22 protein-coding genes are annotated in these 21,510 nt (G+C 68.7%); 1 reads left to right on the top strand and 21 read right to left on the bottom strand.

Features of this window, described 5'->3' with window-relative positions; translation table 11 throughout:
- Positions 1 to 127 precede the first annotated feature (127 nt).
- From M5E06_RS09150 to M5E06_RS09120, 7 genes are all read right to left on the bottom strand, one after another.
- Positions 128 to 2,935 carry a sensor histidine kinase gene (locus M5E06_RS09150; protein ID WP_252137924.1) on the bottom strand — a complete coding sequence of 936 codons (2,808 nt, stop codon included), beginning with the start codon at positions 2,933 to 2,935 and terminating at the stop codon, positions 128 to 130.
- 9 nt (positions 2,936 to 2,944) lie between these two features.
- Positions 2,945 to 3,181, bottom strand: a complete 237-nt coding sequence (locus M5E06_RS09145) for a hypothetical protein (protein ID WP_252137923.1) — start codon at positions 3,179 to 3,181, stop codon at positions 2,945 to 2,947.
- The gene (locus M5E06_RS09140; protein WP_252137922.1) at positions 3,178 to 5,364 is read right to left on the bottom strand and encodes a 3'-5' exonuclease; all 2,187 of its coding nucleotides are present in this window, start codon (positions 5,362 to 5,364) and stop codon (positions 3,178 to 3,180) included. Before M5E06_RS09140 ends, M5E06_RS09145 begins: the two co-directional genes overlap by 4 nt.
- Positions 5,361 to 5,762, bottom strand: coding sequence for a response regulator transcription factor (locus M5E06_RS09135; RefSeq protein ID WP_109154510.1), 402 nt, complete (start codon positions 5,760 to 5,762; stop codon positions 5,361 to 5,363). The genes M5E06_RS09140 and M5E06_RS09135 overlap by 4 nt, the downstream gene beginning before the upstream one ends.
- A 267-nt stretch (positions 5,763 to 6,029) precedes the next feature.
- Entirely contained in the window at positions 6,030 to 7,109 is a 1,080-nt protein-coding gene (locus M5E06_RS09130; RefSeq protein ID WP_252137921.1) for an SPOR domain-containing protein, read from the bottom strand.
- 182 nt (positions 7,110 to 7,291) lie between these two features.
- Positions 7,292 to 7,603, bottom strand: a complete 312-nt coding sequence (locus M5E06_RS09125; RefSeq protein WP_252137920.1) for a twin-arginine translocase TatA/TatE family subunit — start codon at positions 7,601 to 7,603, stop codon at positions 7,292 to 7,294.
- Between the two features lie 119 nt (positions 7,604 to 7,722).
- On the bottom strand, positions 7,723 to 8,289 hold the full coding sequence (locus M5E06_RS09120) for a septation protein A (RefSeq protein ID WP_109154513.1): 567 nt from the start codon (positions 8,287 to 8,289) through the stop codon (positions 7,723 to 7,725).
- A 222-nt stretch (positions 8,290 to 8,511) separates the two neighbouring features.
- Between M5E06_RS09120 and M5E06_RS09115 the strand changes: the two genes are divergently transcribed.
- Positions 8,512 to 9,156: a DUF4337 domain-containing protein gene (locus tag M5E06_RS09115; protein ID WP_252137919.1), complete on the top strand. Its 645-nt coding sequence runs from the start codon at positions 8,512 to 8,514 to the stop codon at positions 9,154 to 9,156.
- Positions 9,157 to 9,312: 156 nt separating this feature from the next.
- Here the strand turns inward: M5E06_RS09115 and M5E06_RS09110 are convergent, their stop codons facing one another.
- The 14 genes from M5E06_RS09110 to nifA all read right to left on the bottom strand — a co-directional run bounded on the left by M5E06_RS09110 (position 9,313) and on the right by nifA (position 21,294).
- Positions 9,313 to 10,368, bottom strand: coding sequence for a lipid A deacylase LpxR family protein (locus M5E06_RS09110; RefSeq protein WP_252137918.1), 1,056 nt, complete (start codon positions 10,366 to 10,368; stop codon positions 9,313 to 9,315).
- A 107-nt stretch (positions 10,369 to 10,475) separates the two neighbouring features.
- A complete protein-coding gene (locus tag M5E06_RS09105; RefSeq protein ID WP_252137917.1) occupies positions 10,476 to 11,363 on the bottom strand; it encodes an SIR2 family protein in 888 nt (295 codons plus the stop codon).
- Positions 11,364 to 11,386: 23 nt separating this feature from the next.
- Positions 11,387 to 12,601, bottom strand: coding sequence for a DegT/DnrJ/EryC1/StrS family aminotransferase (locus M5E06_RS09100; protein ID WP_252137916.1), 1,215 nt, complete (start codon positions 12,599 to 12,601; stop codon positions 11,387 to 11,389).
- Positions 12,602 to 12,886, bottom strand: a complete 285-nt coding sequence (locus tag M5E06_RS09095; protein WP_252137915.1) for a hypothetical protein — start codon at positions 12,884 to 12,886, stop codon at positions 12,602 to 12,604.
- 5 nt (positions 12,887 to 12,891) lie between these two features.
- Positions 12,892 to 13,101, bottom strand: a complete 210-nt coding sequence (nifT, locus tag M5E06_RS09090; protein WP_252137914.1) for a putative nitrogen fixation protein NifT — start codon at positions 13,099 to 13,101, stop codon at positions 12,892 to 12,894.
- A 39-nt stretch (positions 13,102 to 13,140) separates the two neighbouring features.
- Complete coding sequence (locus M5E06_RS09085; RefSeq protein WP_252137913.1) at positions 13,141 to 14,292, bottom strand: cysteine desulfurase family protein; 1,152 nt, start codon at positions 14,290 to 14,292, stop codon at positions 13,141 to 13,143.
- A 14-nt stretch (positions 14,293 to 14,306) separates the two neighbouring features.
- Entirely contained in the window at positions 14,307 to 14,612 is a 306-nt protein-coding gene (locus M5E06_RS09080) for a nitrogen fixation protein NifZ (protein ID WP_063635114.1), read from the bottom strand.
- 43 nt (positions 14,613 to 14,655) lie between these two features.
- Positions 14,656 to 14,988 carry a nitrogen fixation protein NifZ gene (locus tag M5E06_RS09075; RefSeq protein WP_252137912.1) on the bottom strand — a complete coding sequence of 111 codons (333 nt, stop codon included), beginning with the start codon at positions 14,986 to 14,988 and terminating at the stop codon, positions 14,656 to 14,658.
- A 29-nt stretch (positions 14,989 to 15,017) separates the two neighbouring features.
- Positions 15,018 to 15,830 (bottom strand): 4Fe4S-binding leucine-rich repeat protein, encoded by an 813-nt coding sequence (locus M5E06_RS09070; RefSeq protein WP_252137911.1) that lies wholly within the window; start codon positions 15,828 to 15,830, stop codon positions 15,018 to 15,020.
- Positions 15,827 to 16,342 (bottom strand): hypothetical protein, encoded by a 516-nt coding sequence (locus M5E06_RS09065; protein WP_252137910.1) that lies wholly within the window; start codon positions 16,340 to 16,342, stop codon positions 15,827 to 15,829. Before M5E06_RS09065 ends, M5E06_RS09070 begins: the two co-directional genes overlap by 4 nt.
- Before the next feature lie 53 nt (positions 16,343 to 16,395).
- Positions 16,396 to 16,587, bottom strand: coding sequence for a 4Fe-4S dicluster domain-containing protein (locus M5E06_RS09060; RefSeq protein ID WP_085090027.1), 192 nt, complete (start codon positions 16,585 to 16,587; stop codon positions 16,396 to 16,398).
- Positions 16,588 to 16,638: 51 nt separating this feature from the next.
- Positions 16,639 to 18,204 (bottom strand): nitrogenase cofactor biosynthesis protein NifB, encoded by a 1,566-nt coding sequence (gene nifB, locus M5E06_RS09055; protein WP_502801966.1) that lies wholly within the window; start codon positions 18,202 to 18,204, stop codon positions 16,639 to 16,641.
- Between the two features lie 184 nt (positions 18,205 to 18,388).
- Complete coding sequence (locus M5E06_RS09050) at positions 18,389 to 19,285, bottom strand: adenylate/guanylate cyclase domain-containing protein (protein ID WP_252137909.1); 897 nt, start codon at positions 19,283 to 19,285, stop codon at positions 18,389 to 18,391.
- 104 nt (positions 19,286 to 19,389) lie between these two features.
- On the bottom strand, positions 19,390 to 21,294 hold the full coding sequence (gene nifA / locus M5E06_RS09045; RefSeq protein ID WP_252137908.1) for a nif-specific transcriptional activator NifA: 1,905 nt from the start codon (positions 21,292 to 21,294) through the stop codon (positions 19,390 to 19,392).
- Positions 21,295 to 21,510 lie beyond the last annotated feature (216 nt).

Raw genomic sequence — 21,510 nt, 5'->3', positions numbered from 1 at the left:
GAGCTTGGGCCGGACCGCAAGCGAAAATCCTTTTTCAATGTGGGGTTTTGATGTAGAGCGCAGAATATCCTGTAGGATAACACGGGATTGCGGCCCCGCCAGACCATTGTAGCGGATCGGCGCCCGCTCACTCCGGCCGCTCTCCAAGCTCCTGGACATCGGCCGCGCTCCCGGCGAGCGGCAGGGTGAACCAGAATGCGGCGCCCTTGCCCGACTCGGGGACCGGCCCGGCCGGCGCGTCCGCCACCCCGATCCGGCCGCCGAGATGCTCGACGATTCGCTTGGCGATGGCCAGCCCCAGGCCGGTGCCGGCCGGCTTGCCGGTCAGCGTGTCGCCGGACTGGCGGAAGCGGTCGAACACCAGTTCGCGGTCCTTCGCCGGAACGCCGGGTCCGCTGTCGCTCACGGTCACCCGCAGAAAGCCAGTTTCCAACCGGGTCTCCAACCGGGTCCGGCCGCCGGGCGGCGTGAATTTGGCGGCGTTGGACAGCAGGTTGACGACCACCTGGATCACCCGGTCGACGTCGCCGCGCACCGGCGGCAGGTTGTCCGGAATATCCACCGACAGGGCGATGCCGCGCTCCAGGAACAGCGCCTCCGTCGCCGCGACCGCCTCGGCCAGCGCCGGTCCGGCGTCGATGGTCTCGATCCGCCAGTCCAGCGCCCCCGCCTCGATCTTCGCCATGTCCAGCACCTGATTGATCAGGCGGGTCAGCCGCTCGCTCTCCTTGATGATGACGGCCAGGAACTCCTGCCGCTGGTCGGAGTCGAGGTCGGGGTCGTCGTGCAGGATCTCGCTCAGCGCCCGGATCGAGGTCAGCGGCGTGCGCAGCTCATGGGTGACGGTGGACAGGAAATCGTCCTTCAGCCGGTCCAGCTCGGTCAGCCGTTCATTGGCGGCGCGCAGGGCGTCGGTGGCGCGTTCCAGCTCCGCGGTCTTGCGTTCCAACTCGCGGCTGTGGGCGATGACGTCGCTGGTCTCGTCCAGCATGCGCAGAAGCTCCGCCGCCTCCACCGCCCCGGCGGAGACGGAGGACGCGAGGGCGACGCGGGCGGACGCCCCGCCGATCGCGCCGGCCAGCAGCCGCTCGGCCAGCCGCAGCCGTTCCGGCCCGGCCGGCTCGTCCGGATCGGCGCCGGCGAAGGCCCGCTCGGCGCGCTGGGGCCCGAGGAAACGGGCGACCACGCGGGTGAGGTCGCCGACGCTGGCGGCGCTGCGCCAGTCCGGTGGTGCTTCCCGCAGCGGCACGGCACCGTTCGGCGCCGTCTGGAAGACATCGACGAAGGCGGCGGCCTGCGCCCGCTCCGCAGCGCCGGGCCGGTCGAACAGCGACAGGCCGACATAAGCACCGATGTTGGCGAGCGCGGTCCAGAACAGGGAATGCGCCAGCGAATCCCAACCCTCCAGCCCGAACAACGCATAGGGCCGCAACGCGGCGATGCCCCATGGCCCGTCGGCGATGAAGCTGGCCGGCAGCCAGCCCGACCGCGCGAAGCTGGGCAGCAGCAGGGTGTAGGCCCAGACCAGCGTCCCGGCCGTCACCCCGCCGATGGCGCCGCGCCGGGTCGCTCCGCGCCAGTAAAGGCCGCCGATCAGGGCCGGGGCGAACTGCGCCACCGCGGTGAAGGAGATCAGCCCAATCGACACCAGCGCGTAGGCCGATCCCGCCAGCCGGAAATAGGCGTAGCCGAACAGCAGGATCGCGACGATGGCGATGCGCCGGACCGACAGCAGCAGCGGCGCCAGATCGGCGGAGCGCGCCAGCGCCCGCGACCGGGTGCGCAGCAGGATCGGCATCACCAAATCGTTGCACAGCATGGTGGACAGCGCCACCGACTCCACGACGATCATCCCGGCCGCCGCCGACAGCCCGCCCAGGAAGGCCAGCAGCGCCAGCCAGTCCGCTCCGCCGCTCAGCGGCAGGGCGACCATGAACAGGTCCGGATCGAGCCGTCCACCGAAGCTCAGCAGCCCCGACAGGGCAACCGGCAGCACGAACAGGTTGATAAGCAGGAGATAGAGCGGGAACAGCCAGACCGCCCGGTCCAGATGGCGTTCGTCCACCGATTCGATCACCATCACCTGGAACTGGCGCGGCAGGCACAGCATCGCCGCGGCCGACAGGATGGTGGTGGTGACCCAGGCGCCCCATAGCCCATTTCCCACTGGCCCGTTTCCCGCCGGCGCATGGCCAAGCGCCGGATCGCTGCCCATCAGGCGGGCGAGGTCGGGGCGGGCGGCGGCGGCATCGAACAGGCTCCCCAGCCCGTCATGCAGACCCCAGACGACGAACAGCCCGACCGCCAGGAAAGCGACCAGCTTGACCAGGGATTCCAGGGCGATGGCGGCGACCATGCCGGGATGGTGCTCCGCCGCGTCGATCTGGCGGGCACCGAAGACGATGGCGAACAGCGCCATCACCGCGGCGATCAGGAAACCATGGTCGAGAAACGGACCTTCCGCCGGACCCAGCCCGCCGCCGCCGGTCAGCGCGTCGAAGCTGACGGCCACCGCCTTCAACTGCAGGGCGATGTAGGGGGTCACGCCCACGGTCGCGGTCAATGCCACCAGCCCGCCCAAAAGCGGGCTGTGGCCGTAGCGGCTGGCGAGGAAATCGGCGATGGAGGTGATGCGCTGCGTCTTGGCAATCCGCAGGATCTTGCGCAGGACCAGCGGTGCCAGCAGCATCAGCAGGGTGGGGCCGAGATAGACCGGCAGGAAGCCGATACCCAGCGTCGCCGCCCGCCCGACCGATCCGTAGAAGGTCCAGGTCGTGCAGTAGACGCCCAGCGACAGCGCGAAGACGGTGGGGGAAGCGATGACGCTGCGCCCCGCCGCCTCCCGCCGGTCGGCCCAATGGGCGATGGCGAACAGGGCGGAAAGGTAGGCAAGGGCGGCGACCAGGACGGCGGTCCAATCCAGTCCGACCTCCATGCCGCGCCCCTATCGCGTCCGGCCGGCCAGCGCGGCCAGCGCGATCACCGCCGCCCACAGGCCGAACACCCAGACATAGAGCGCCGGCACCCCCAGGACTCTCCCTTCCACCCCGAACAGGCCGAGCAGCGGCGGGTTGAACAGCGCCGCCGCCAGCAGGAACAGGCCGATCATCCGGTCGCGGTGGCGGCCGGAGATCGTGTCGTGGCCAGATTCCCGGCCCGCTTCACCGTCAGGCGCGCTCAAAAGGCGCGTTCCCGGGCAGCGAGTTCGACCAGGATGTTGGCGCCGCGGATGGCGTCGTCCAGCGTCCGCACGTCGCGCTCGCGCAGCATCTCGACCATCCGCAGGAAGACCGCGGCGGTGACCAGACTGTCGCCCAGCGCGGTGTGGCGGTCGACCACCGCGATGCCCAGCCGTTCGGCGATGCCGTCCAGCGTGTGGTCGCCGTCATTGCCCAGCAGCATGCGGGACAGCAGCATGGTGTCCAGCACCGGGCAGTCGAAGGCCACCCCCGCCGCCCGTTCCTTCATCTTCAGGAATTTCAGGTCGAAGGCGGCGTTGTGCGCCACCATCACCGCGCCGGAAACGAAGCTGCGGAACTGCGGCAGCACGGCGTCGATGGTGGGTTTGCCCGCCACCATGCCGTCGGTAATGCCGTGGAAGGGGATCGATTCCGGCGGGATCGGCCGCCGGGGATCGACCAGCGTGTTGAAGGTCTCGCCGGTCAGGATGCGCCCGCCGACGACGCGGACCGCGGCGATCTGGATGATTTCGTCACCGGTGCTGGGCGACAGGCCGGTGGTCTCGGTGTCGAACACCACGTAATGCAGGCGGTCCAGCGGCGTGCGGCCAAGCTCGCTGGTCGCCAGCGGCTGGTGCAACAGCCCGAAATCGAAGAATTCCGGGCGGGCGCCGGCCCGTGCGCGCGGCTGGGCGGTGCGTGGCGACTGTGCCGGCGGCAACGGCACGCGCAGCCGGGCGCGGCCGGCTGCGCCGGGCAGGTCGTTCGGCAGCGGTTCGCTCCAGGCGGTGCTGCGGTGGTGCTGCAGCACGTCGCCGGCGCTGAGGCCACCCAGGCCGCCGGGCAGCGTCTGGTCCAGCCAGCCGTCCAGCGTGGCGCTGGGCACCGCCGGCCCTTCCCACACGAGGTCGAGATAGACCCAGCGGTCGCCGTCCTGCGGCCCGGCGGCCTCCAGGTCGAAGGCGGTGGCGCCGGTCAGCGCCTGCACCCGCCCGATCAGATAGGCGAACAGCAGGACGAGGCTGTGGCTGTCGCCATGCACCCATTGCGGCAGGCCGGTCAGCGTCACCGTGGTGGCGGTCTCCGCCCCGACCCGGTGGGCCACGAGGTTGATCAGGTTGTTGGAGTGGATGTCGCTCATCGGCCAGCTGCCGGTGACGACGTTGCGGTAGGCGGTCGTCACCCGCTCCAGCCTTTGCGACAGGCTGTCGCAGGATTCCAGCATCGCGCTTTCGAAGGCGGCGCGGTCGCCGGGGCCGAGGTCGGGGGCGTCGTACAGCGTCTCCACCGCCGCCCGCAGGTTGGCGATGGGGGCGCGGAACCCCTCCGTCGCCTCGCGCAGCAGGGCGTCGCGCTGGCCGAGCGCGACCAGCTCGCTGGTGGCGTCGGACAGGGTCAGCACATAGCCGGTGATGGCCGGCGGCTCTTCGGAGGCCGGATCGGGATCCTGCAGGATGGCGCTCATCCGGCCTTCCAGCAGGATGCGGCCGTCGGTGGTGGCGCCGACGAACTGGGCGGTGGTGCCGTGCTCGTGGTTGAGGTGGCGCCCTTCGCGGACGCGCAGGGTCAGCCGTTCCAGCGTGTGGGTCACCGGCTCCGCCACCACGAAATGCAGAAGCGAGCGGCCAAGTCCGAGGTCGCCGGCCAGGTGGAGGATGTCGAGGGCGGTCTGGTTGTAGAGCAGGATCTGGTGCTTGGTGTTGCAGACCAGAACGCCTTCATGCAGGTCGCGCAGCACGGCGGCGAGCTGGGTCTTCTGCTCCTCCGCCTTGGCGGTGTGGTCGGCGACGGTGCGGGCGATGTCGCGGCGGACCTGGGCCAGCTTGTCCGACAGCTCGTTCACCGCGCGGGCGATGGGCAGCAGATCGCCATAGCGGGTGAGCGGCACCCGGCCGCCGACGGCACCCTCCGCATTGCCATGGGCGATCAGCCCGGCCTCGCGGCTCAGGGTCTCGGCGGCGCGCAGCAGAAAGCGGTCGACCGCCAGCCAGAGCCCCCATACCGCCGTGGCGCAGGCCGCCGTCATCACCACGGCATAGGTCAGCAGCGGGTCCGAAGCGTCCGACCCGCGCACCGCCGCCGCCAGCCCGACCGCCAGCGCCACCAGACCGAAGCCGGCGGTGCGGAAGGCCAGCGGGATCACGCGCCGGGGCAGGGGGGTGGCTGAGGGCGCCGGGGCGGTCATGGCGACGGCTCCCCGCCACCGGTCGCGGCGGTCAGGCCCAGATGGCGGCGGACGGTGGTCAGCAGGTCGCGGGTGGAGAAGGGCTTGGTGATGTAGTCGGTGGCGCCCAGTGCCATGCCCTTCTGCCGTTCGACGTCGCGGCTGCGCGCCGTCAGCATGATGATGGGCAGCGATTTCCAGGCCGGATTGGTCCGCAGGGTCTGGCAGACGTCGAAGCCGTCGCGCTTCGGCATCATCGCGTCGAGCAGGATCAGGTCGGGGGTGAAGTTCTCCACCGAGCGCAGCGCCTCGTCCCCGTCGCGGGCGATGCGCACGTCGAACCCGGCGCGCTGCATGAGGACCTGGAGCGACAGGACGATGCTGGGCTCGTCGTCGACAACCAGGATGGTCGGCTTCATGGCGGGGCGTCCTCCGGTACGCCGGTCTTTTGCCGGCTTCCCAATTTGTGGCCGGGGCAATGCATTCGTGCCCTGGAATGTCCATGGTACGAGCAAAGACAAGCAGGGATCAAGCGGCACTCCCGGCTCCCCCGACCAAAGAACGGGGGTGCTGAGCCCAAGAAAAAGCCCGGCCGCGACCAAATGTCGCCGCCGGGCTTTCGTTTGGATGACACGGTGTCGCAGGGGCAAGAACCGGTGGCGAATCGCCGCCGGTCCGGACCGGGATCAGCGCGTGGTAACGACGACCGGGTTGAGCCCCATCTTCGATTTCAACTGCTCCGCCTCGCGCTTTGCCGCGGCCGGATCGGGGAATCCGCCGACGCGCACGGCGCGCCAGGACCGGTTGGAACTGTCGGTCCAGTCCACCGTATAGGCCTGGAAGCCGCCGCTTTGCAGCCGTTGCGCCAGCGAATCGGCGTTGGCCATCACCGTGAAGGTGCCGACCTGCACGGTATAGCGCCCGGCCGGCGGCGTATTGGAAGGGGCGGCTGACGGGGCTGGGGCCTTGGCGTTCGGCTTCGACTCGCCATTGCCGGCCGATGCCGCAGGCGGACGCTTTGCGGCATCCTTGGGCGGCGCCAGCATCGCCTGAAGGGAGCCGGAATCGTTCGGCGCGGCGGACTGTTCCGGCTTGGCTGCGTCGGGCTTCGCCGGCTCCGGCTTTTGTGCGACCGGCGCGGCAGGAGCGGTCTCGGTCGGGGCAGCGGCTCGCGGTTTCGGCGAGGTGGCAGGGGCGGTGGCTGGCACCGCCGGCGGCTCCGGCACCTTCAGGACCGGCGGCGGGCTGGCGGGCAGGGCGGCGACCGGAGGCGGCGGCGCGGCGGATGGCGCGGCCTGCACCGGTGCCGACTGAACCGGTGCCGTTTGGACGGGAGCCGGCAGGCTTTCGGTCGCCGGGGCCGTAGTGGTCGGTGCGGCGGTCGGTGCGGGGGCCGGGGGGGAGGGCGCGCGGGTGATGGCCGGCGCCGGCACCATCGGCGCCGAACTGTTGGTGGCCGTCGTCACCGGTGCCGGATCGCCCGAGCCGAAATAGACCACGCCGACGGCGATGCCGCCGGCCGCCAGCAGGGCGAGCGCGATCTTGCCCAGCGGCAGGCTGCGGCCCGCGGGCTCCTCCTCCTCATACTCCACGTCCTCGTCCTGCGGGTCGGCCCGCAGATCCTCGTTCAAGGCGCGAAGCAGCTTGGCGATGTCCTCGTTCTCCGGCGGCGGAGTCTCGGAAGGTTTGCCGTTGGCCTTCATCTCGTCCTTGGAAGTCGGTGTCGTCAGGGTGGGAGCCCGCCGGGGCGGTGGCTGGAACGTCACGGTCGACCTGCGCTTGCCCGCCATGCGGGCCGGCTGAATGCAGAAAAAGGGGCCTTCCGGTTGCCGGGGCCGCGGTGACACGGCCCGGCTGCGGAAAGCCCCTTCTCTTTATCGTATTTTGCCGCTCCATCAAACCGCCATGCGGTCGCGCCCGGCGGGTGGGCGGCACGAAAGAAGGGACGTCAGCCCTGGTGCGGCTTGGCCGGATCGGCGGGCTGAGTCTGGACCGGCTGCGTGGGGGCCGGCTGGGGCGCGACAGGCTGAGCGGCCGCGGGCTGGGCCGGCTGGGCGGGGGCCGGGTTGATCGCGGCGGGAGGGGCCTGGGCGGTGGTCGCCGCGGGGGGATTGGCCTCGTCCTCGTCCTTCAGGCCGGCCTTGAAGGCCTTCACGCCCTTGGCGATGTCGCCCATCACGTTGGGCAGCTTGCCGGCGCCGAACAGGAGAAGCACGATGACCAGAACGATCAACCAGTGCCAGATGCTGAAACTGCCCATCGATCAATACCTCTGAAATTCGGTCGGAGCGGACGTCGTCGCGGTCGCCACCAATGTGAGTGCCCCTTCCGCGCCGCACAAGAGGCGGCCGTCGGGAGCGCCGTGATAAAGGACGCCCCTCAGGCCGCCGGGCCGCTTTCCGCCGGTTCCTCCGGCAGTTGGTGGCGCATGATCAGCGGCGCCTGGAAGGCGCTGAACAGCAAGGTCAGCGGCATGATGCCGAACACCTTGAAGTTGACCCACATGTCGGTGGTGAAGTTGCGCCACACCACCTCGTTCAGCACCGCCAGCAGCAGGAAGAACCAGGCCCAGCGGATGCCCAGCGTGCGCCAGCCGTCGTCCGACAGACTAAGCACCGTGCCGAGCAGGCGCTTCATCACATTGCGCCGCATCGCATGGGCGACGAACAGGACGATGGCGAACAGCAGATTGACCAGGGTCGGCTTGATCTTGATGAACAGGTCGTCCTGCAGCCACAGCGTCAGGCCGCCGAACAGCAGCACGAATCCGGCGCCGACCACCGGCATGATCGGGATGCGGCGTTCCAGCCGCCAGGACACCGCCACCGCGATGGTGATGGCGACCATGAAGACTGCGGTGCCGGTCATGATGCCGGCCTGCGAATTGGCAACGAAGAAGGCGGCGAGCGGGCCGGCCTCGATCGCCAGACGTGCGAACTGGTTCATGCCCCCTGACATAGCCCGAACCGGCCGCCCATGAAAGGGGCGAATGTTGGCTTGCGGGACATTCGGGTGCGCTACCACGCTCGCTGACTAAGGTGTGTGCGGCGGTGACATCGCGTGGTCCGGGCCGCAAGAGCGCAAGCGGGGCTTTTCTCGCGTCGAGTGTTTCGCTACCTCTTTCGTCATCCGCCGATCGGCGGGTCTCCGACGAAGGGCAGAGGGACGATGGAAGCAGCCGAAGTGAAGGACCTGATCGACGAAACGCATGAGCGGGAGGAGGCCAAGCGCCGTGCCGCCGGACGGCACCATTCGGAAGACAGGGAAGAGGGCGGGCATGGGGTGAAGACCTCCACCGCCATCTACATTTCGGTCCTGGCCGCGGTGCTCGCCATCGTCAGCGTTGCCGGTTCCAACGCCGGTAAGGAGCTGATGGCCAGCGCCATCGATGCGTCGGACAGCTTCGCCTATTATCAGGCCAAGACCCAGCGCCAGATCAGTCTGCGGCTTGCCGCCGACGAGATCGAACTGCTGTCCGCCGGCATGCCGGCCGAGGCGCAGGCCAAGGCGCTGCAGCGCTCCGCCGAATACCGCCAGTCGGCCGAACGGATGGAGGCCGACGAGGGCAAGAACAGCCGCAAGGACCTGCTGGGCAAGGCGAAGGCGGCGGAGCTGCGGCGCGACCATGCCGCGGCCCAGGACCCCTATTTTGACTTCGCCGAGGGCATGCTGCAGCTCGCCATCGTGTTGGCGTCGGTCTTCGCCATCACCAACAAGGGCTTCATCCTGTGGACCAGCCGCGCGCTGGCTGCGGCCGGGGTTCTGATGGCGGCGGACGGCTTCACCCTGATCCTGCCGCTGCCCTTCCTCTGATATCATCGAACATAAGGCCTGACACGTCAGGCTTTATGTTCGCCCTCAGTCGGCGGGCGCGACCGTCCGGTCGCTTCCCTTCACAGGCATGTGCCTGCGGGGCCGCAGTCGCGGCCCTTACGGTCGTGCGCATGTCGGGACTTCCGCTCGACCGTATCAGAACTGGACCGACAGACGCAGGGAGCCGTAGTTGGTCAGCGATTTCTGGCCGCGGAACTCCGGCGTCTGCAGGGTCTGGGCATAGGTCAGGCCATAGCGGCCGTAACGCAGGGTCAGGCCGGCCTGCATGCTGCCGACGAAGGGATGCTTGGCGACCGACCGGCTTTCGCGGAACGTGTTGCCGTCCAGGAAGATGTTGCGCGCCACTGCCCGCCCTTCGGCGCTGGCGTAGACATACCAGGAAAAGCGCCCCGGCCGCTCCGAATAGGGATTGTCCTGGTAGGGGATGCTGGAGGTCGGGCGATTCACCAGTGCGCCCACCGGCGGCGGCATGTTGCCGCCCAGCCGGACGGTGGCCCCCACCGCGGCGAAGGTCAGGACATTGCCCAGGCTGCCGGCGACATGGGGGCTGAAGTCCCACTCCACCGGGCCGAGGCTGTTCGGCTTCTCGTCGCGCCAGACATGCTCATAGCTCAGCACCACGCCCGGCTCGTCACGCAGCTGATAATTCCAGCCTTCCGGGTAGGTGGCGCCGTTGACGATCTTGTGGACCGTCTTCTGCGTCTGTTCCGCCAGCGAGGCCGGGCCGACCATGCCGAGGTCAAGGTCGAAGCGGTCCACCGCCGTCGGCGCCTCGTTCAGCACCGACAGCCGGCCATAGAGCCAGCCGGCATAGGGCCGGTCCCGCGGGTCCGGGTTGCGGGCGGTCAGATTGCTGGGCGTGTACATGTTCTGGCCGAAGGCGAAGCCATAGCGCCGCACCCCGCCCGGCTCGATCCAGGGCACCAGATTGGCCAGCCAGTCGATGTTGCCGTAGGTCGGCCGCGCGCCGGAGAAGTAATAGAACTGGAATCCATTCGTGTAATAGCGGTCGGTCCCGCCGCCGAACAGGTCGTTGTCGATCCAGAAGCCGATGGCCGGGCCGGAGGTCGCCGGCTCATCGCCGGGAGGAGGGGTCGTTTCCTGCGCGTTCGCCGCCGATATGGCCGCCGATGCGGTCAGCAGCAGGGTCGCAAATGCTGCGGCCAAAGCGGGGCCGCTGTTCGTCACCATTCCGGCACGCTCCATCCGTTTCGCACTGTAACGGACGGAGGGGGAGTGTGTTGCGCTGCAGTGCGGCTTCTTTGGGGGTAGGAGCGGCCGAAGCCTCCTCCCAATCCTCACACCCGCGCCTGCAATCCCTCCACCGCCTCCTCCAGCGTCATATCGACCCGCTTGATCCCATGCAGAGCCAGGAAGCGCACCTCGTTCTTCGACAGTTCGCCGGGGATCACCGCCCAATGGCTGTCGGAGGAGCGTTTGGCGATCTGTCGGGCGAAGGTGCGCTGGATCTCGTGGTCGAAGCGGCAGCCGAGGAACAGGAAGTGCCGCCCGGCGCGGCGGTCCTTCACGACGGCGGGGATCGGGGTCTGGATGTCGATCTCCGTCAGGATCTCGACATAGTCGCTGTCGGAGATCAGGTAGTTGCCGGCCGGCGTCACCGCGCCCGACGGCTTGTAAAGCACGGTGTCCCAGCCGGCCGCCGCATCGGTCGTCGTCTCGGCGCCGTCGGGGGCGTAGTAGCGCACCCATTCGCCGGTCGATTGGGGGTGTGACACCCCTTGGATCTGGCCCCAGGTCCGGTCGGCCGCCGCACTCAGCAGGCTGTCCAAAACGTTGTCGTACCAGACGTCGACCAGCAGCGGCGGGGCCGGAATGGCAGCCAGCAGGGCATGGACCGGGGGCACCGGTACGGTCTGCCGGAAGATCTCGTTGAGGATGGTCTCCAGCGTCTTGCGGTGCTTGCGCGTTTCGATGAACTGGGCGACCGCGGTCAGGTTGGAGCGGATGCGGCCGGGGGCAGCGACCTTGGCGTTCAGGCGCTGCACCAGCTCCGCCGAATTGCGCGGGATCGGGCATTGGTCGGGCGGCAGCAGGGCGAAGGCGCCGGGGCCGAGGTAGGGCACCACCTGCCGCGCCGCCAGCGCCACGGCGATATCGGCCAGCGCCGCCGCGGCGTCCGGAACCGTGACGGAGTCGGAATCGGTTGCAAGCGTGGTGACGGTCATGGATGCCTCTTCCCTCTTGGACTTCACAGATAGATCGCGGCGCCGGCACCGGTGTTGATGCTGGCGTCCTTCAGCGTTTCCACGATGAAGGCGACCTGATCGCGGGTGATCTTGCGGTGCAGCGGCAGGGCCAGCACGCGGTCGGCCGTCTTGGTGCAGACGGGGCAGGCGCCGCGGCCGGCGCGGTCTTCGCCCAGCGCTTCGATGTAGTATTGCTGGGTGTGCAGCGGCTGGCCGAAGTCGCTGGCGTCGATGTCGTGGGTGTCCAAATCCTCGATGATCGACCGGCGCCCCGACGCGCTGAAGCGGGTGCCGAGATGGACGCAATAGACCATCGGGTTGACCACCTCCGCCCCCGGCCCGCGATAGGGCGGCTTGATCCCCTCGAAGCTCGCCATCGCTGCGTCGTAATAGGCGATCACCAGATTGCGGCGGGTCAGGATCTCCGGCAGGCGCTTCAACTGGACCAGAGCCAGCGCGGCGTTCAGGTCGCTCATCCCCGCCTGCCAAGGCAGGGTGCGGGTGATGACAACGGTGTTGCGGTGCTCCGTCTCGCGCCGGCGCATGTAGCGCAGCCGGTGAGCGAGGTCGCGGTCGTCGGTGACGATCATGCCGCCTTCGCCCGCCAGCAGGATGCCGGGTTCGGAAAAGTTGAAGACCGCGGCGTCGCCGAAGGTGCCGACCATCTGACCCTTGTAGGTGGAACCGATGGCTTCGGTCGAATCCTCCAGCAGGATCAGGTTCTTGGCATCAGCCAGCGCGCGCAGCTCGTCCCAATGGGCGGGGTGGCCGTTGACGTTGCCGGCCAGGATCGCCTTGGTCTTCGGCGTGACCAGAGCCGCCGCCTTTTCCGGGTTGATGGTGTGCTGCCAGTAATCGATGTCGACCAGCACCGGCGTGGCGCCGGACAGCGCCACCGCATGCTGGACCTGATGCCAGCCGAAGGGGCTGCACAGCACCTCGTCGCCTTCGCCGATGCCATAGCCCTTCAGCATCAGCAGCGTGGCCATCGTCCCGCTGGACACCGCCACCGCATGATCACGGCCGACATAGGCGGCGAAGGCATCCTCGAACGCCCGCACCATCCGCCCGTCGCTCAAGGCCCCAGAGGACAGCAGGCGGCCGAGCATCTCGACCTCCGCACCGGAGATGTCCGGATCGGTCAGCGGGATATAGTCGTCCACATCCTCATCATCGGCGGGGGAGAGAAGTGGAAGGGCTGCGGCGGCCTCGCTCATTCACTCGTCCTCGTCCCGTTGGGCGATCACGACGCCGGTGGCAAGCTCCGGCTTGTCGGTGATGAGCCAGCAGTGGTTGTTGCCGTCCACCAGATGCAGGTCGAATCCCGCCTCTTCCCGGAAGGGGTCCTCCGCCATCACCGCGGCCATGGCGCCGGTGACGGTCTTCAACTCCGGGTTGGCCTCGCGCACGCCGCGGACCACGGCGTCGAGCTTGCCGCCCCCGGCGAACAGCCGGCCGGCCAGCGTGGCGATGCTGTCGATGCGCTCGGGAGACAGGGCCATGGGCGTCACTCCGTTCCGCGTTTCTTGGCTTCGACAGTGATCGGCAGGCGGGTGTCGTCCGGCATCTCCGGCAAATCCAGCGTCCAGCCGTTGGCGACCTTGATCCAGCCGCCCCACAGGCCCGGCTTTTCCATCTCGACGATGGATTCCTCCAGATCCTTCTTGGCGACGTAGATCGTGTATTGCTCTGACGCCTTGCGGATCATCACCTTCATCGTGGACACTCCATCCTGTTATTCTAATTGTATTTCGTGTTAAGCGGCGATCAGCCGGGCATGCAGCGCCGGCAGTTCCGACAGGACGGCGTCCACCTCCGCCGCGGTGGTGTAGCGGCTCAGCGAAAAGCGCAGGCTGGCGGCGGCCTGGCTGCCGCTCAACCCCATGGCGGTCAGCACATGGCTCGGCTCGTTGCCGCCGGAGGAGCAGGCGGCGCCCATCGACACGGCGATGCCGGTGCGATCGAGCCGCATCAGCAACTCCTCCGCATCCATCGGATGCCCATGGCCGTCGGCGAAGCGGATGTTGCTGGTGTTGGGCAGCCGGGCGGCCCCGGCGCCATTCACCACGGCACCGGGCCAGCGGGCGAGGATGCCCTGCTCCAGCCGGTCGCGCAGGAAGGCGATCAAATCAGCCTCGTCGAGCCAGAGGGAGGCCAGCGAGGCGGCGGCGCCGAAGCCGACGATGCCCGGCACATTCTCCGTCCCGCCGCGGCGACGGCGTTCCTGATGGCCGTGGATCAGCGCGTGGAAGGGCGCGCCCTTACGGACATAGAGCGCACCGATGCCCTTCGGCCCGTGCATCTTGTGGGCGGACAGCGTCAGGTAATCGGCGATGCCGCAATCGACCGGCACCCGGCCGGCCGCCTGCACCGCATCGCTGTGGAACAGCGCGCCATGGGCGTGGGCGATGGCCGACGCGCCTTCCACCGGCATCAGCACGCCGGTCTCGTTGTTGGCCCACATCATGGAGACCAGCGCCGTCGCCTCCGTCACCACGGCGGCGAGATCGACCAGCGAGGGCAGGCCGTCGCGGTTCACCGGCAGGATGGTGACGCGCCAGCCGCGTTGGCGCAGGTCGTCGAACAGGGCGAGCGCCGCCGGATGCTCCACCGCGGTGGTGACGATGTGGTCGCGGCGGTGGTCGGTCTCCTCGATGACGCGGAGCGCGCCCAGGATGGCTGCGTGCGTCGCCTCGGTGGCACTGCCGGTCATCACCAGATCGGCCGGCTTGGCGCCGATCAAGGCGGCGACCTGTGCCTTGGCCTCGCTGACCGCGCGGCGGGCGGCCATGCCGGCGGAATGCGGGCTGGACGGGTTGGCGAACTCCCCGAACAGGTGCGGCAGCATCGCCTCGCGCACTTCGGGCGCAAGGGCGGTGGTGGCGTTGTTGTCGAGGTAGATGGTCATCACATCACCCCCCATCACATGACACCGGGAACGCCGCGCCGCGACCCGTCTGCCGGGACGATCTCCTCCTCCAGGCAGCCGACGACGGTGCCGCCGGGGAACTCCACCAGATAGACCGGCAGGCTGCCTTCCTCGGTGCGGCCGACGCGGACGATCACGCCCGGCGTGCCCTTCGGCGCCAGCAGCGCACCGTCCGGCACCTGCGGGTGGCTGCCGTCGTTGAACAGGTCCTCCTGCACCGTGACCCGCAGGCCCCAGTCGTACAGCGGTTCGCGCGGCGGGATGAAACCGGGCTTGGCGGCGGCTTCGACGTCGGACATCGCGAGGCTCCTTATCGGGTGGGGACCGGGGTCTTGGACGGGGTTATTGGGGGTCGTTGCGGTGGGCGTCGATCACCTCCAGCTCGCGCGCACGCATGCCGACGACGACCCGTTTTTCATAGAAATCAACGGCATAGATGTAATACATCTGCAGGTAGGTCCCGAGGGAGATGACGTAGCCGACATCGCCCTCGCGGATCAGGAAGTCGCCGACCGGCCGGCCGGGATAGGTGCCGTCGTTGCGCACGTCGCGCAGCGCCTTGACCTTGAAGCCCTGTTCCAGCACCGGCGGACCGACCAGCTCGTTGGCGTCCTCGGCGCTGCGGGCGCGTTCGCGGCGATACGGGGTGGTGGTTTGGGCGGCTGTCTCTGTCATCGGGCTGCGCTCCGTCGGTTGAGGGGCCGCTACAGGGGCGGAAGGTCGTTGGCGATCGCGAGGCCGGCGGCGCGCTGGCGGGCGATGGCGCGCACCTCCTCCTCCGGGTCGTCGAGCAGGGATCCCAGCTGTCCGGCGTCGATCCGCCCGGCGACGGCGAGGCGGACCATCCAGTCGGCATCCTGGAGCAGGACGTGCAGCTTCGACGTCGGCAGCCGCTGCGCCACCACCAGCCGGACCCGCGGGCTGTCGTCCCAGGCGAGGCTGGGCAGCCAGTCCATGGCAAGGCGGCGGGCGACCTCCACCCGCACCTCCGGGTCCTCGTCATGCATCATCGCCGGCAGCATGCCGTCGGGGATCCGCCGCACCACGCGCAACCGCACCGAACAGTCGGGGTCGCGCATCAGCGGGGCGAGGTCGGCATCCTCCAACCGGGCGGCGACGGCGATCCGCACTTCGCGGTCCGGGTCGTCGCGCAGCTTCAGCAACAGCCGGCGCGGCAGCCGGCGGGCCAGGACGGAGCGCACCGTCTCGTCCGGGTCGTTCATCAGGCGGGGAAGCTGGAAGATCGGGGCGAAGCGCGCGGCGTTCGCCCGCACTTCGAAATAGGGATGGTCGAGATGGCCGGCGGCGAGGTCCGGGTTCCATTCGAAGAAGCGCTGGATGCGCTTGGCATAGCGGTCCTGCACGCAGGCCTTCAGCGGCAGGCAGTGGCCGGCCAGCGTGCCGCCCACCGGGAGGGCGGTGATCTCCGGGTCGAGGCGGCGGTCGCGGTGGGTGCAGGCGGTGCAGTCCACCGGTTCGCCGCGCCAGTCCAGGGAGTCGAGGATGTCGTCGCTCATGCGCCGGCCTCCTCAAGCTCATGCTGGTCAGCGACGGCGATCAGCCGGGCGGCGCCGAAGCGGTCGTCGGGGTCGAGGTCGCAGACCTTGGCCAGAGCCTCCCGTCCGGCATCGAGCCGGCCGGTGCGCAGCAGCAGGTAGCCGATGGCGACCAGGGCGAACAGGAACAGGCGGGGCACCGGCTCCAGGCCCCGGAAATCGGCGGTGGCCGGGGTGACGCCGCGCCAGTCGGTGTGGTTGACGCCGAGCGCGGCCATGGCGTGACCAATCATGCGCTCACCATAGACCAGCGCCTGATCGAGATTGGCCTTGTAGAAGTGGAACTTGTAATGACCGAGATCGACAAGGCGATGGCCGGGGGCGACCTCCGCCGCGCGGGCGAGATGGGCGAGCGCCGCCGCGCTGTCGGCATAGCTGGCGGCGGCCAGATGCAGGCAGCGTTCCGCCTCGGGCGGAAGACCCCCGCCGTAGTAGCGGCGGGCGAGCCAGTCCTCATCCACCTCGTCCAGCATGGCGCGGTGCTCCTGGGGTTCCCCCTCTCCCCCAGGGAAGAGGGGCATTCACATCACGCCGGGACGCAGCAGTCGGCCGGGCAGACGGCGGCGCATTGCGGGCTGTCGAACTGGCCCTGGCATTCGGTGCACTTCGCCGGATCGATGACGTAGGTGCCCTTCTTCAGGCTGATGGCGACGTTCGGGCACTCGGCCTCGCAGGCGCCGCAGACGGTGCATTCGGCGGACTTGATCTTGTAGGCCATGGCTCTCTCCTTCGGTGATGGGATGGCTGTGGAAGGGGGAAAAGGGAGGTGTCAGGCGCGTCGCGCGGTCAGCGCCCCGGTGCGGATCACCGCGTCCTGGCCGGCGCGGGACTGGACGGCGCCCTGGCCGAGCCGCTCGGCGTAGTCCTTGAAGTAGGCCAGCGCCGATTCCTCGATGTAGTCGAAGGCGAAGCGGTCGACCGGCTCGATCCCGGCATCGGCCAGCGACTTGGAGGGGCAGCCGCCGATCTTGGCGGCGAACACCGCCGTGCAGTCGTTGATGGCTGCCAGAACGCCGTCCAGCGTGTCGACGTCGCCGGAGCCGCCCTCGCAATACTGGTCGACGCGGCGGTGGCCGACGAACTTGGCGCCGTTCGGGCCGACCTCGTAGATCTGGAATTCCTTGGCGTGGCCGAAATGTTCGTTGATGCGCTCGCCGCCCTTGGTGGCGACGGCGATCAGGATCGGGTCGACACTGGTGCCGATGCTCTCCCGCACGTCGGCCTGCGCCGCGGCCTTTGAGGCATGACGGCCGGCGCGCTCGGCCTCGACATGGTCGCGGTAGCTGCGGCGGGCCTCGTCGTCATAGTCGATGGCGCCCATCGCCTCGATCTTCTCGGCGGTGAACTCCTCGCCACGGTCCTCGCCCAGCAGGCCGACGGCATCGGCGCGGCACTGGCGACAGTGGCGCATCAGCTTGGCGCCGCCCTCGCAGGCGTCCTGCACAACCTTCAGCTCCTGCGCGGTGGGCCCGCGCTGGCCGTTCAGGCCGAACCAGGTGCCGTGGGCGGGGTCGGAGATCAGCGGCATGATGTTGTGCAGGAAGGCGCCGCGGCGCTTCACCGCCTTGTTCACCTCCAGCAGGTGTTCGTCGTTGATCCCCGGGATCATGACCGAGTTCACCTTCACCAGGATGCCGCGCGAGGTCAGCAACTCCAGCCCGAGCATCTGCTGTTCGTGCAGGATCTTGGCGGCGTCCAGCCCGGTCCAGCGCTTGTGTTTGTGGAAGATCCACGGGTAGATCTGCGCGCCGACCTCGGGATCGACCATGTTGATGGTGATGGTGACGTGGTCGATGTTGTATTGCGCGATGCTGTCCACATGGTCGGGCAGGGCCAGACCGTTGGTCGACAGGCACAGCTTCAGGTCCGGCGCCTTCTTCTGCAGCATTTCAAAGGTGGCGAAGGTGTTCCTGCCGTTCGCCGCCAGACTGTCGCCGGGGCCGGCGATGCCGATCACCGACAGCTGCGGAATTTCCTGGGCGACGGCGAGGATCTTCTTGATCGCCTGATCGGGGGTCAGCTTTTCGGAGACCACGCCCGGCCGGCTCTCGTTCGAGCAATCGTATTTGCGGTTGCAGTAGTTGCACTGGATGTTGCAGGCGGGAGCGACCGCGACATGCATGCGGGCGAAATAGTGATGTGCCTCTTCCGAATAGCAGGGGTGGTTCTTCACCTTCTCCCACACTGCCGGGTCCATGTCGGCCGGACCTTCTGATGATCCGCAGGACGACGACGAACAGCCGGACGCCGCCTCGGGTGCTGCCGGCATCGTCGCGGGCGGGGCCAGTTCCCCGAGCCCGAAGATGCTGTCGAGCGAAACCACGTTGCTCATCATCCACTCCTTCCCTGCCGTGCCGGACGACACCGTTGGACGAAGTGGAGAAAAGCAAGTTCGGGGCCAGAGGCCGGAATGCAGGAATTACAGAGGCTTGCTGGGAATTGTCGGCGTCGCGGACGCTGTCGTCATTGCGACAATGGCGGGTGTGGCGAGGGGCTTTGTCGGGGTACCGACAAACCGGTCAGGCCAGTTCGCCGCGGAAGGCGACGACATGGTCCTGGCTCTCGTCAAGCGCCTCCGCCCCGAAGCCGATCAGGCCGCTGCCGACCAGCTTGGTCGAATCGCGGCGCAGCACCACCGGCGGCGACCCGCCGCTGCGGATGTAGGTGCCGTTGGTGGAATGGTCGGTCAGCAGGAAGCTTTCGCGGGTGAAGTCGATCACCGCATGCTGGCGCGAGGTCTGGCGCGAGGCGATGCGCAGGCCGCTGCTGTCCTCCCGACCGATGGTGACGCGGGGCAGGGCGCTGCTCATCGTGATGTCCTGCCCACGGTAGGAGAGGTGCAGCGTCACCATGCTGCGGCTGGCCTCCGGCACCAGGGAGAAGCCCAGCGTCGTGCTTTCGATGGCGTCGTCGCCGTCGTCGTCGGTGCGGATCTGGTGGACGCGGATCGGCGCGGCCTTGCCCTTCATCGCGACGTTGCTCAGCGGCTTGGTCCGGCCCCGCAGGTCCGGCGACAGGCCGTCGACCAGCGCCTGGGTCGCCAGGATCTCGCCCGGCCGGGCGATCTGCTGCACCCTTGCGGCCACGTTGCAGGCGTCGCCGTACAGGTCGCCCACCCCTTCGATCACCGCGCCGAAATGGATGCCGATGCGCAACCGCATCCCGTGCTGGTCCTGGATGCCCATCATCGCGCAGGCGGCGCGGGCGCTGTCGTCGCATACCGGAAAGGCGGCGAGCAGCCCGTCGCCCAGACTCTTGATGACGCCGCCGCGTTGCTCCTCCACCAGCCGGCGCAGATGGGCCAGCACCCGCTGTGTCAGTGCCGCGGCGGTGGCGTTGCCGATCCGCTCGTACAACATCGTGCTGTCGGCGATGTCGACGAACAGCAGGGCAAGGGGCTTCTCAAGCGAAGGCAAGACGGAAATCCGTTCGAACGGGGAACGCGCCATCGAACCGAAGGCCCGTCAGGGTAGCACGAAATCGCAGCGAAGTGTGACGGTGAGGGAGCTTCGCCCGATTCTTAGAACCTCTTGATCTCGATGTTGTACTTGCGCAGGGCGTAGCTCACCTGCCGCGTCGTCATGCCCAGCAGGCGGGCGGCCTTGGCCTGGACCCAGCCCGTCCGTTCCATCGCCCAGACCAGGCGGTCGCGCAAGGGCCCCGACTCGGGCTCGTCCAACGGCAGGTCGGGGCCGGCGGCTGTCGGCTGCGGGGCCGGGGCGGAGGGGGTGGCGGGGGTGGATGCCGCCGGCTGGGGAGTGGGCAGGGGAACGATGGCCGAGGGCGGCAGCGGCTTGGAGGCGCCGCAGACCGGCATCGGCCCGGCCCCACAGCCGGACGCGCAGGCCGGCCACTGCGCACCGTTGGGGGCGCCATTGGCGGGGGCCGGCACGGCCGGCGGCATGGCGGCGCCGTTCATCGGGGCCGGCTGAGCCCGTCCTTGCGCCGGATTGACCATCCCCGGACTGCCGGCCGCCGGATTGGTGGCGGTTCCGCTCATCGACGGTGCCAGCCCGCCGACGGCGGCGCCCATGGTGCGGTACTGGAACAGCACCGACGAGTTGCAGAGATTCATGCTGCAGGACAGGTCGGGCACCCGGATGGTGCCGTTGCGGCACTGGGTCGCCGCGCGCTCGATGCAGTTTTCCAACTCGCGCACGTTGCCGGGCCAGGTGCAGCGGTTCAGCACCTCCAGCGCTTCGGCGGCGATGTCCAGGTTCAGGCCGTTGTCACGGCCGAACTTGGCGACGAAATGCTTGGCCAGCGTGGCGATGTCGCCGCGCCGTTCGCGCAGCGGCGGCAGGTGGATCGTCACCACGTTGATGCGGAAATACAAATCGGCGCGGAACTTGCCGTGGCCGACCGCCTCCTCCAGGTTCAGGTTGGTGGCGCAGATCAGCCGCACGTCGGTCTTGATCGTCTTCGACCCGCCGACCCGCTCGAACTCCTGCTCCTGCAGCACGCGCAGCAGCTTGGCCTGAAAGTTGGAGGAGATGTCGCCGATCTCGTCGAGGAACAGCGTGCCGCCCGACGCCAGCTCGAATCGGCCCTTGTGGTCCTTCTGCGCGCCGGTGAAGGAGCCCTTCTCGTGGCCGAACAGCTCAGACTCCAGAAGCGATTCGGGCAGGGCGGCGCAGTTGACGCGGATGAAGGGGGCGTCCTTGCGCGGCGACAGGTTGTGGATGGCCCGCGCGATCAGCTCCTTGCCGGTGCCGCTCTCGCCGCGGATCAGCACGGTCGACTTGAAGGGCGCCACCCGGTGCACCTGGGCCAGCACGTCGACCATGTTCGGGCTGGTGCAGACCACGTCGTTGACCGGCGCCACCACCGGCCGCAGTTCCTTCTGGACGCGGAAGGTCTCGCGCATCATGAAGCGCCGCTCCTCGGCCACCGTCCGGTGCAGGCGCACGGTCTGGCCGATCAGGTTGGCGACCATGGTCAGGAAACGGACATCGGAGCCGAAATGGCCGCAGGGGCCATCGTCGGAAATGCGGTCGATGGTCAGCACGCCGATGACGGTGCCGGCGGCCTTGATCGGCACGCCGACCAGCGAGGCCACCTGTTCGTCCAGATCGTCGCGCCCGCCGGAGCGGTTGTTGAACAGCGGCTCTTCCGCCAGGTTGGGAACGACGGCCGGCATGCCGGTCTTCAGGATGCGGCCGCTGATGCCTTCGCCCTGGTTGTAGTCGATCTCCTGCGCCGGCGAGTCCTTCGGCAGCCCCTGCGCGGCGACGAGCCGCAAAGCGCCGTCCTCGCCCTGGAGATAGACCCGGCCGCGGTGCATCTGCAGTTGATAGGACAGGGCGCGCAGCACTTCGCGCAGGGTCTGTTCCAGATCGAGCGACGACCCGAGGATCTTGCTGACCTCGTAGATCGTCAACAACTCCAGGCTGGAGGATGACGCGGACTGGGCAGCACTCGGCATGATCGATCCCCTTGCTCGGCAGGGGGCCCGGGCATATGCCGGACAATGTCGTCCAGGCATCGCAATGCATCGGGTCCCGGCGTCGGCGCCTTGATCCGTACCTCCCGAAAACCGCGGCGACCGTTGGTCCGGCCACGCCGTTCATGCCCTGTTTTGAAGCCCGCCATCCGGGCCGGGGATGGCCGCGACCCTGTTCGTACGCGACCAGCCGGTGGA

Origin of the sequence: Azospirillum sp. A1-3, from assembly GCF_023806445.1 — a bacterium.
GTDB lineage: Bacteria > Pseudomonadota > Alphaproteobacteria > Azospirillales > Azospirillaceae > Azospirillum.
Note: the sequence above shows the minus strand (reverse complement) of the source record. Positions and strands in the feature narration are given on the sequence as shown.

Bases quoted from the DNA above. Each gene is read 5' to 3' on its own strand.
- M5E06_RS09070 (WP_252137911.1), bottom strand. From the start codon at position 15,830: ATGAGCGACGACATCCTCGACTCCCTGGACTGGCGCGGCGAACCGGTG.
- M5E06_RS09085 (WP_252137913.1), bottom strand. From the start codon at position 14,292: ATGACCATCTACCTCGACAACAACGCCACCACCGCCCTTGCGCCCGAA.
- M5E06_RS09065 (WP_252137910.1), bottom strand. From the start codon at position 16,342: ATGCTGGACGAGGTGGATGAGGACTGGCTCGCCCGCCGCTACTACGGC.
- nifB (WP_502801966.1), bottom strand. From the start codon at position 18,204: ATGATGAGCAACGTGGTTTCGCTCGACAGCATCTTCGGGCTCGGGGAA.
- M5E06_RS09105 (WP_252137917.1), bottom strand. From the start codon at position 11,363: ATGACCGTCACCACGCTTGCAACCGATTCCGACTCCGTCACGGTTCCG.
- M5E06_RS09115 (WP_252137919.1), top strand. From the start codon at position 8,512: ATGGAAGCAGCCGAAGTGAAGGACCTGATCGACGAAACGCATGAGCGG.
- nifA (WP_252137908.1), bottom strand. From the start codon at position 21,294: ATGCCGAGTGCTGCCCAGTCCGCGTCATCCTCCAGCCTGGAGTTGTTG.
- M5E06_RS09095 (WP_252137915.1), bottom strand. From the start codon at position 12,886: ATGGCCCTGTCTCCCGAGCGCATCGACAGCATCGCCACGCTGGCCGGC.
- M5E06_RS09135 (WP_109154510.1), bottom strand. From the start codon at position 5,762: ATGAAGCCGACCATCCTGGTTGTCGACGACGAGCCCAGCATCGTCCTG.
- M5E06_RS09125 (WP_252137920.1), bottom strand. From the start codon at position 7,603: ATGGGCAGTTTCAGCATCTGGCACTGGTTGATCGTTCTGGTCATCGTG.
- M5E06_RS09080 (WP_063635114.1), bottom strand. From the start codon at position 14,612: ATGTCCGACGTCGAAGCCGCCGCCAAGCCCGGTTTCATCCCGCCGCGC.
- M5E06_RS09140 (WP_252137922.1), bottom strand. From the start codon at position 5,364: ATGACCGCCCCGGCGCCCTCAGCCACCCCCCTGCCCCGGCGCGTGATC.
- M5E06_RS09075 (WP_252137912.1), bottom strand. From the start codon at position 14,988: ATGACAGAGACAGCCGCCCAAACCACCACCCCGTATCGCCGCGAACGC.
- M5E06_RS09060 (WP_085090027.1), bottom strand. From the start codon at position 16,587: ATGGCCTACAAGATCAAGTCCGCCGAATGCACCGTCTGCGGCGCCTGC.
- M5E06_RS09110 (WP_252137918.1), bottom strand. From the start codon at position 10,368: ATGGTGACGAACAGCGGCCCCGCTTTGGCCGCAGCATTTGCGACCCTG.
- nifT (WP_252137914.1), bottom strand. From the start codon at position 13,101: ATGAAGGTGATGATCCGCAAGGCGTCAGAGCAATACACGATCTACGTC.
- M5E06_RS09120 (WP_109154513.1), bottom strand. From the start codon at position 8,289: ATGAACCAGTTCGCACGTCTGGCGATCGAGGCCGGCCCGCTCGCCGCC.
- M5E06_RS09100 (WP_252137916.1), bottom strand. From the start codon at position 12,601: ATGAGCGAGGCCGCCGCAGCCCTTCCACTTCTCTCCCCCGCCGATGAT.
- M5E06_RS09150 (WP_252137924.1), bottom strand. From the start codon at position 2,935: ATGGAGGTCGGACTGGATTGGACCGCCGTCCTGGTCGCCGCCCTTGCC.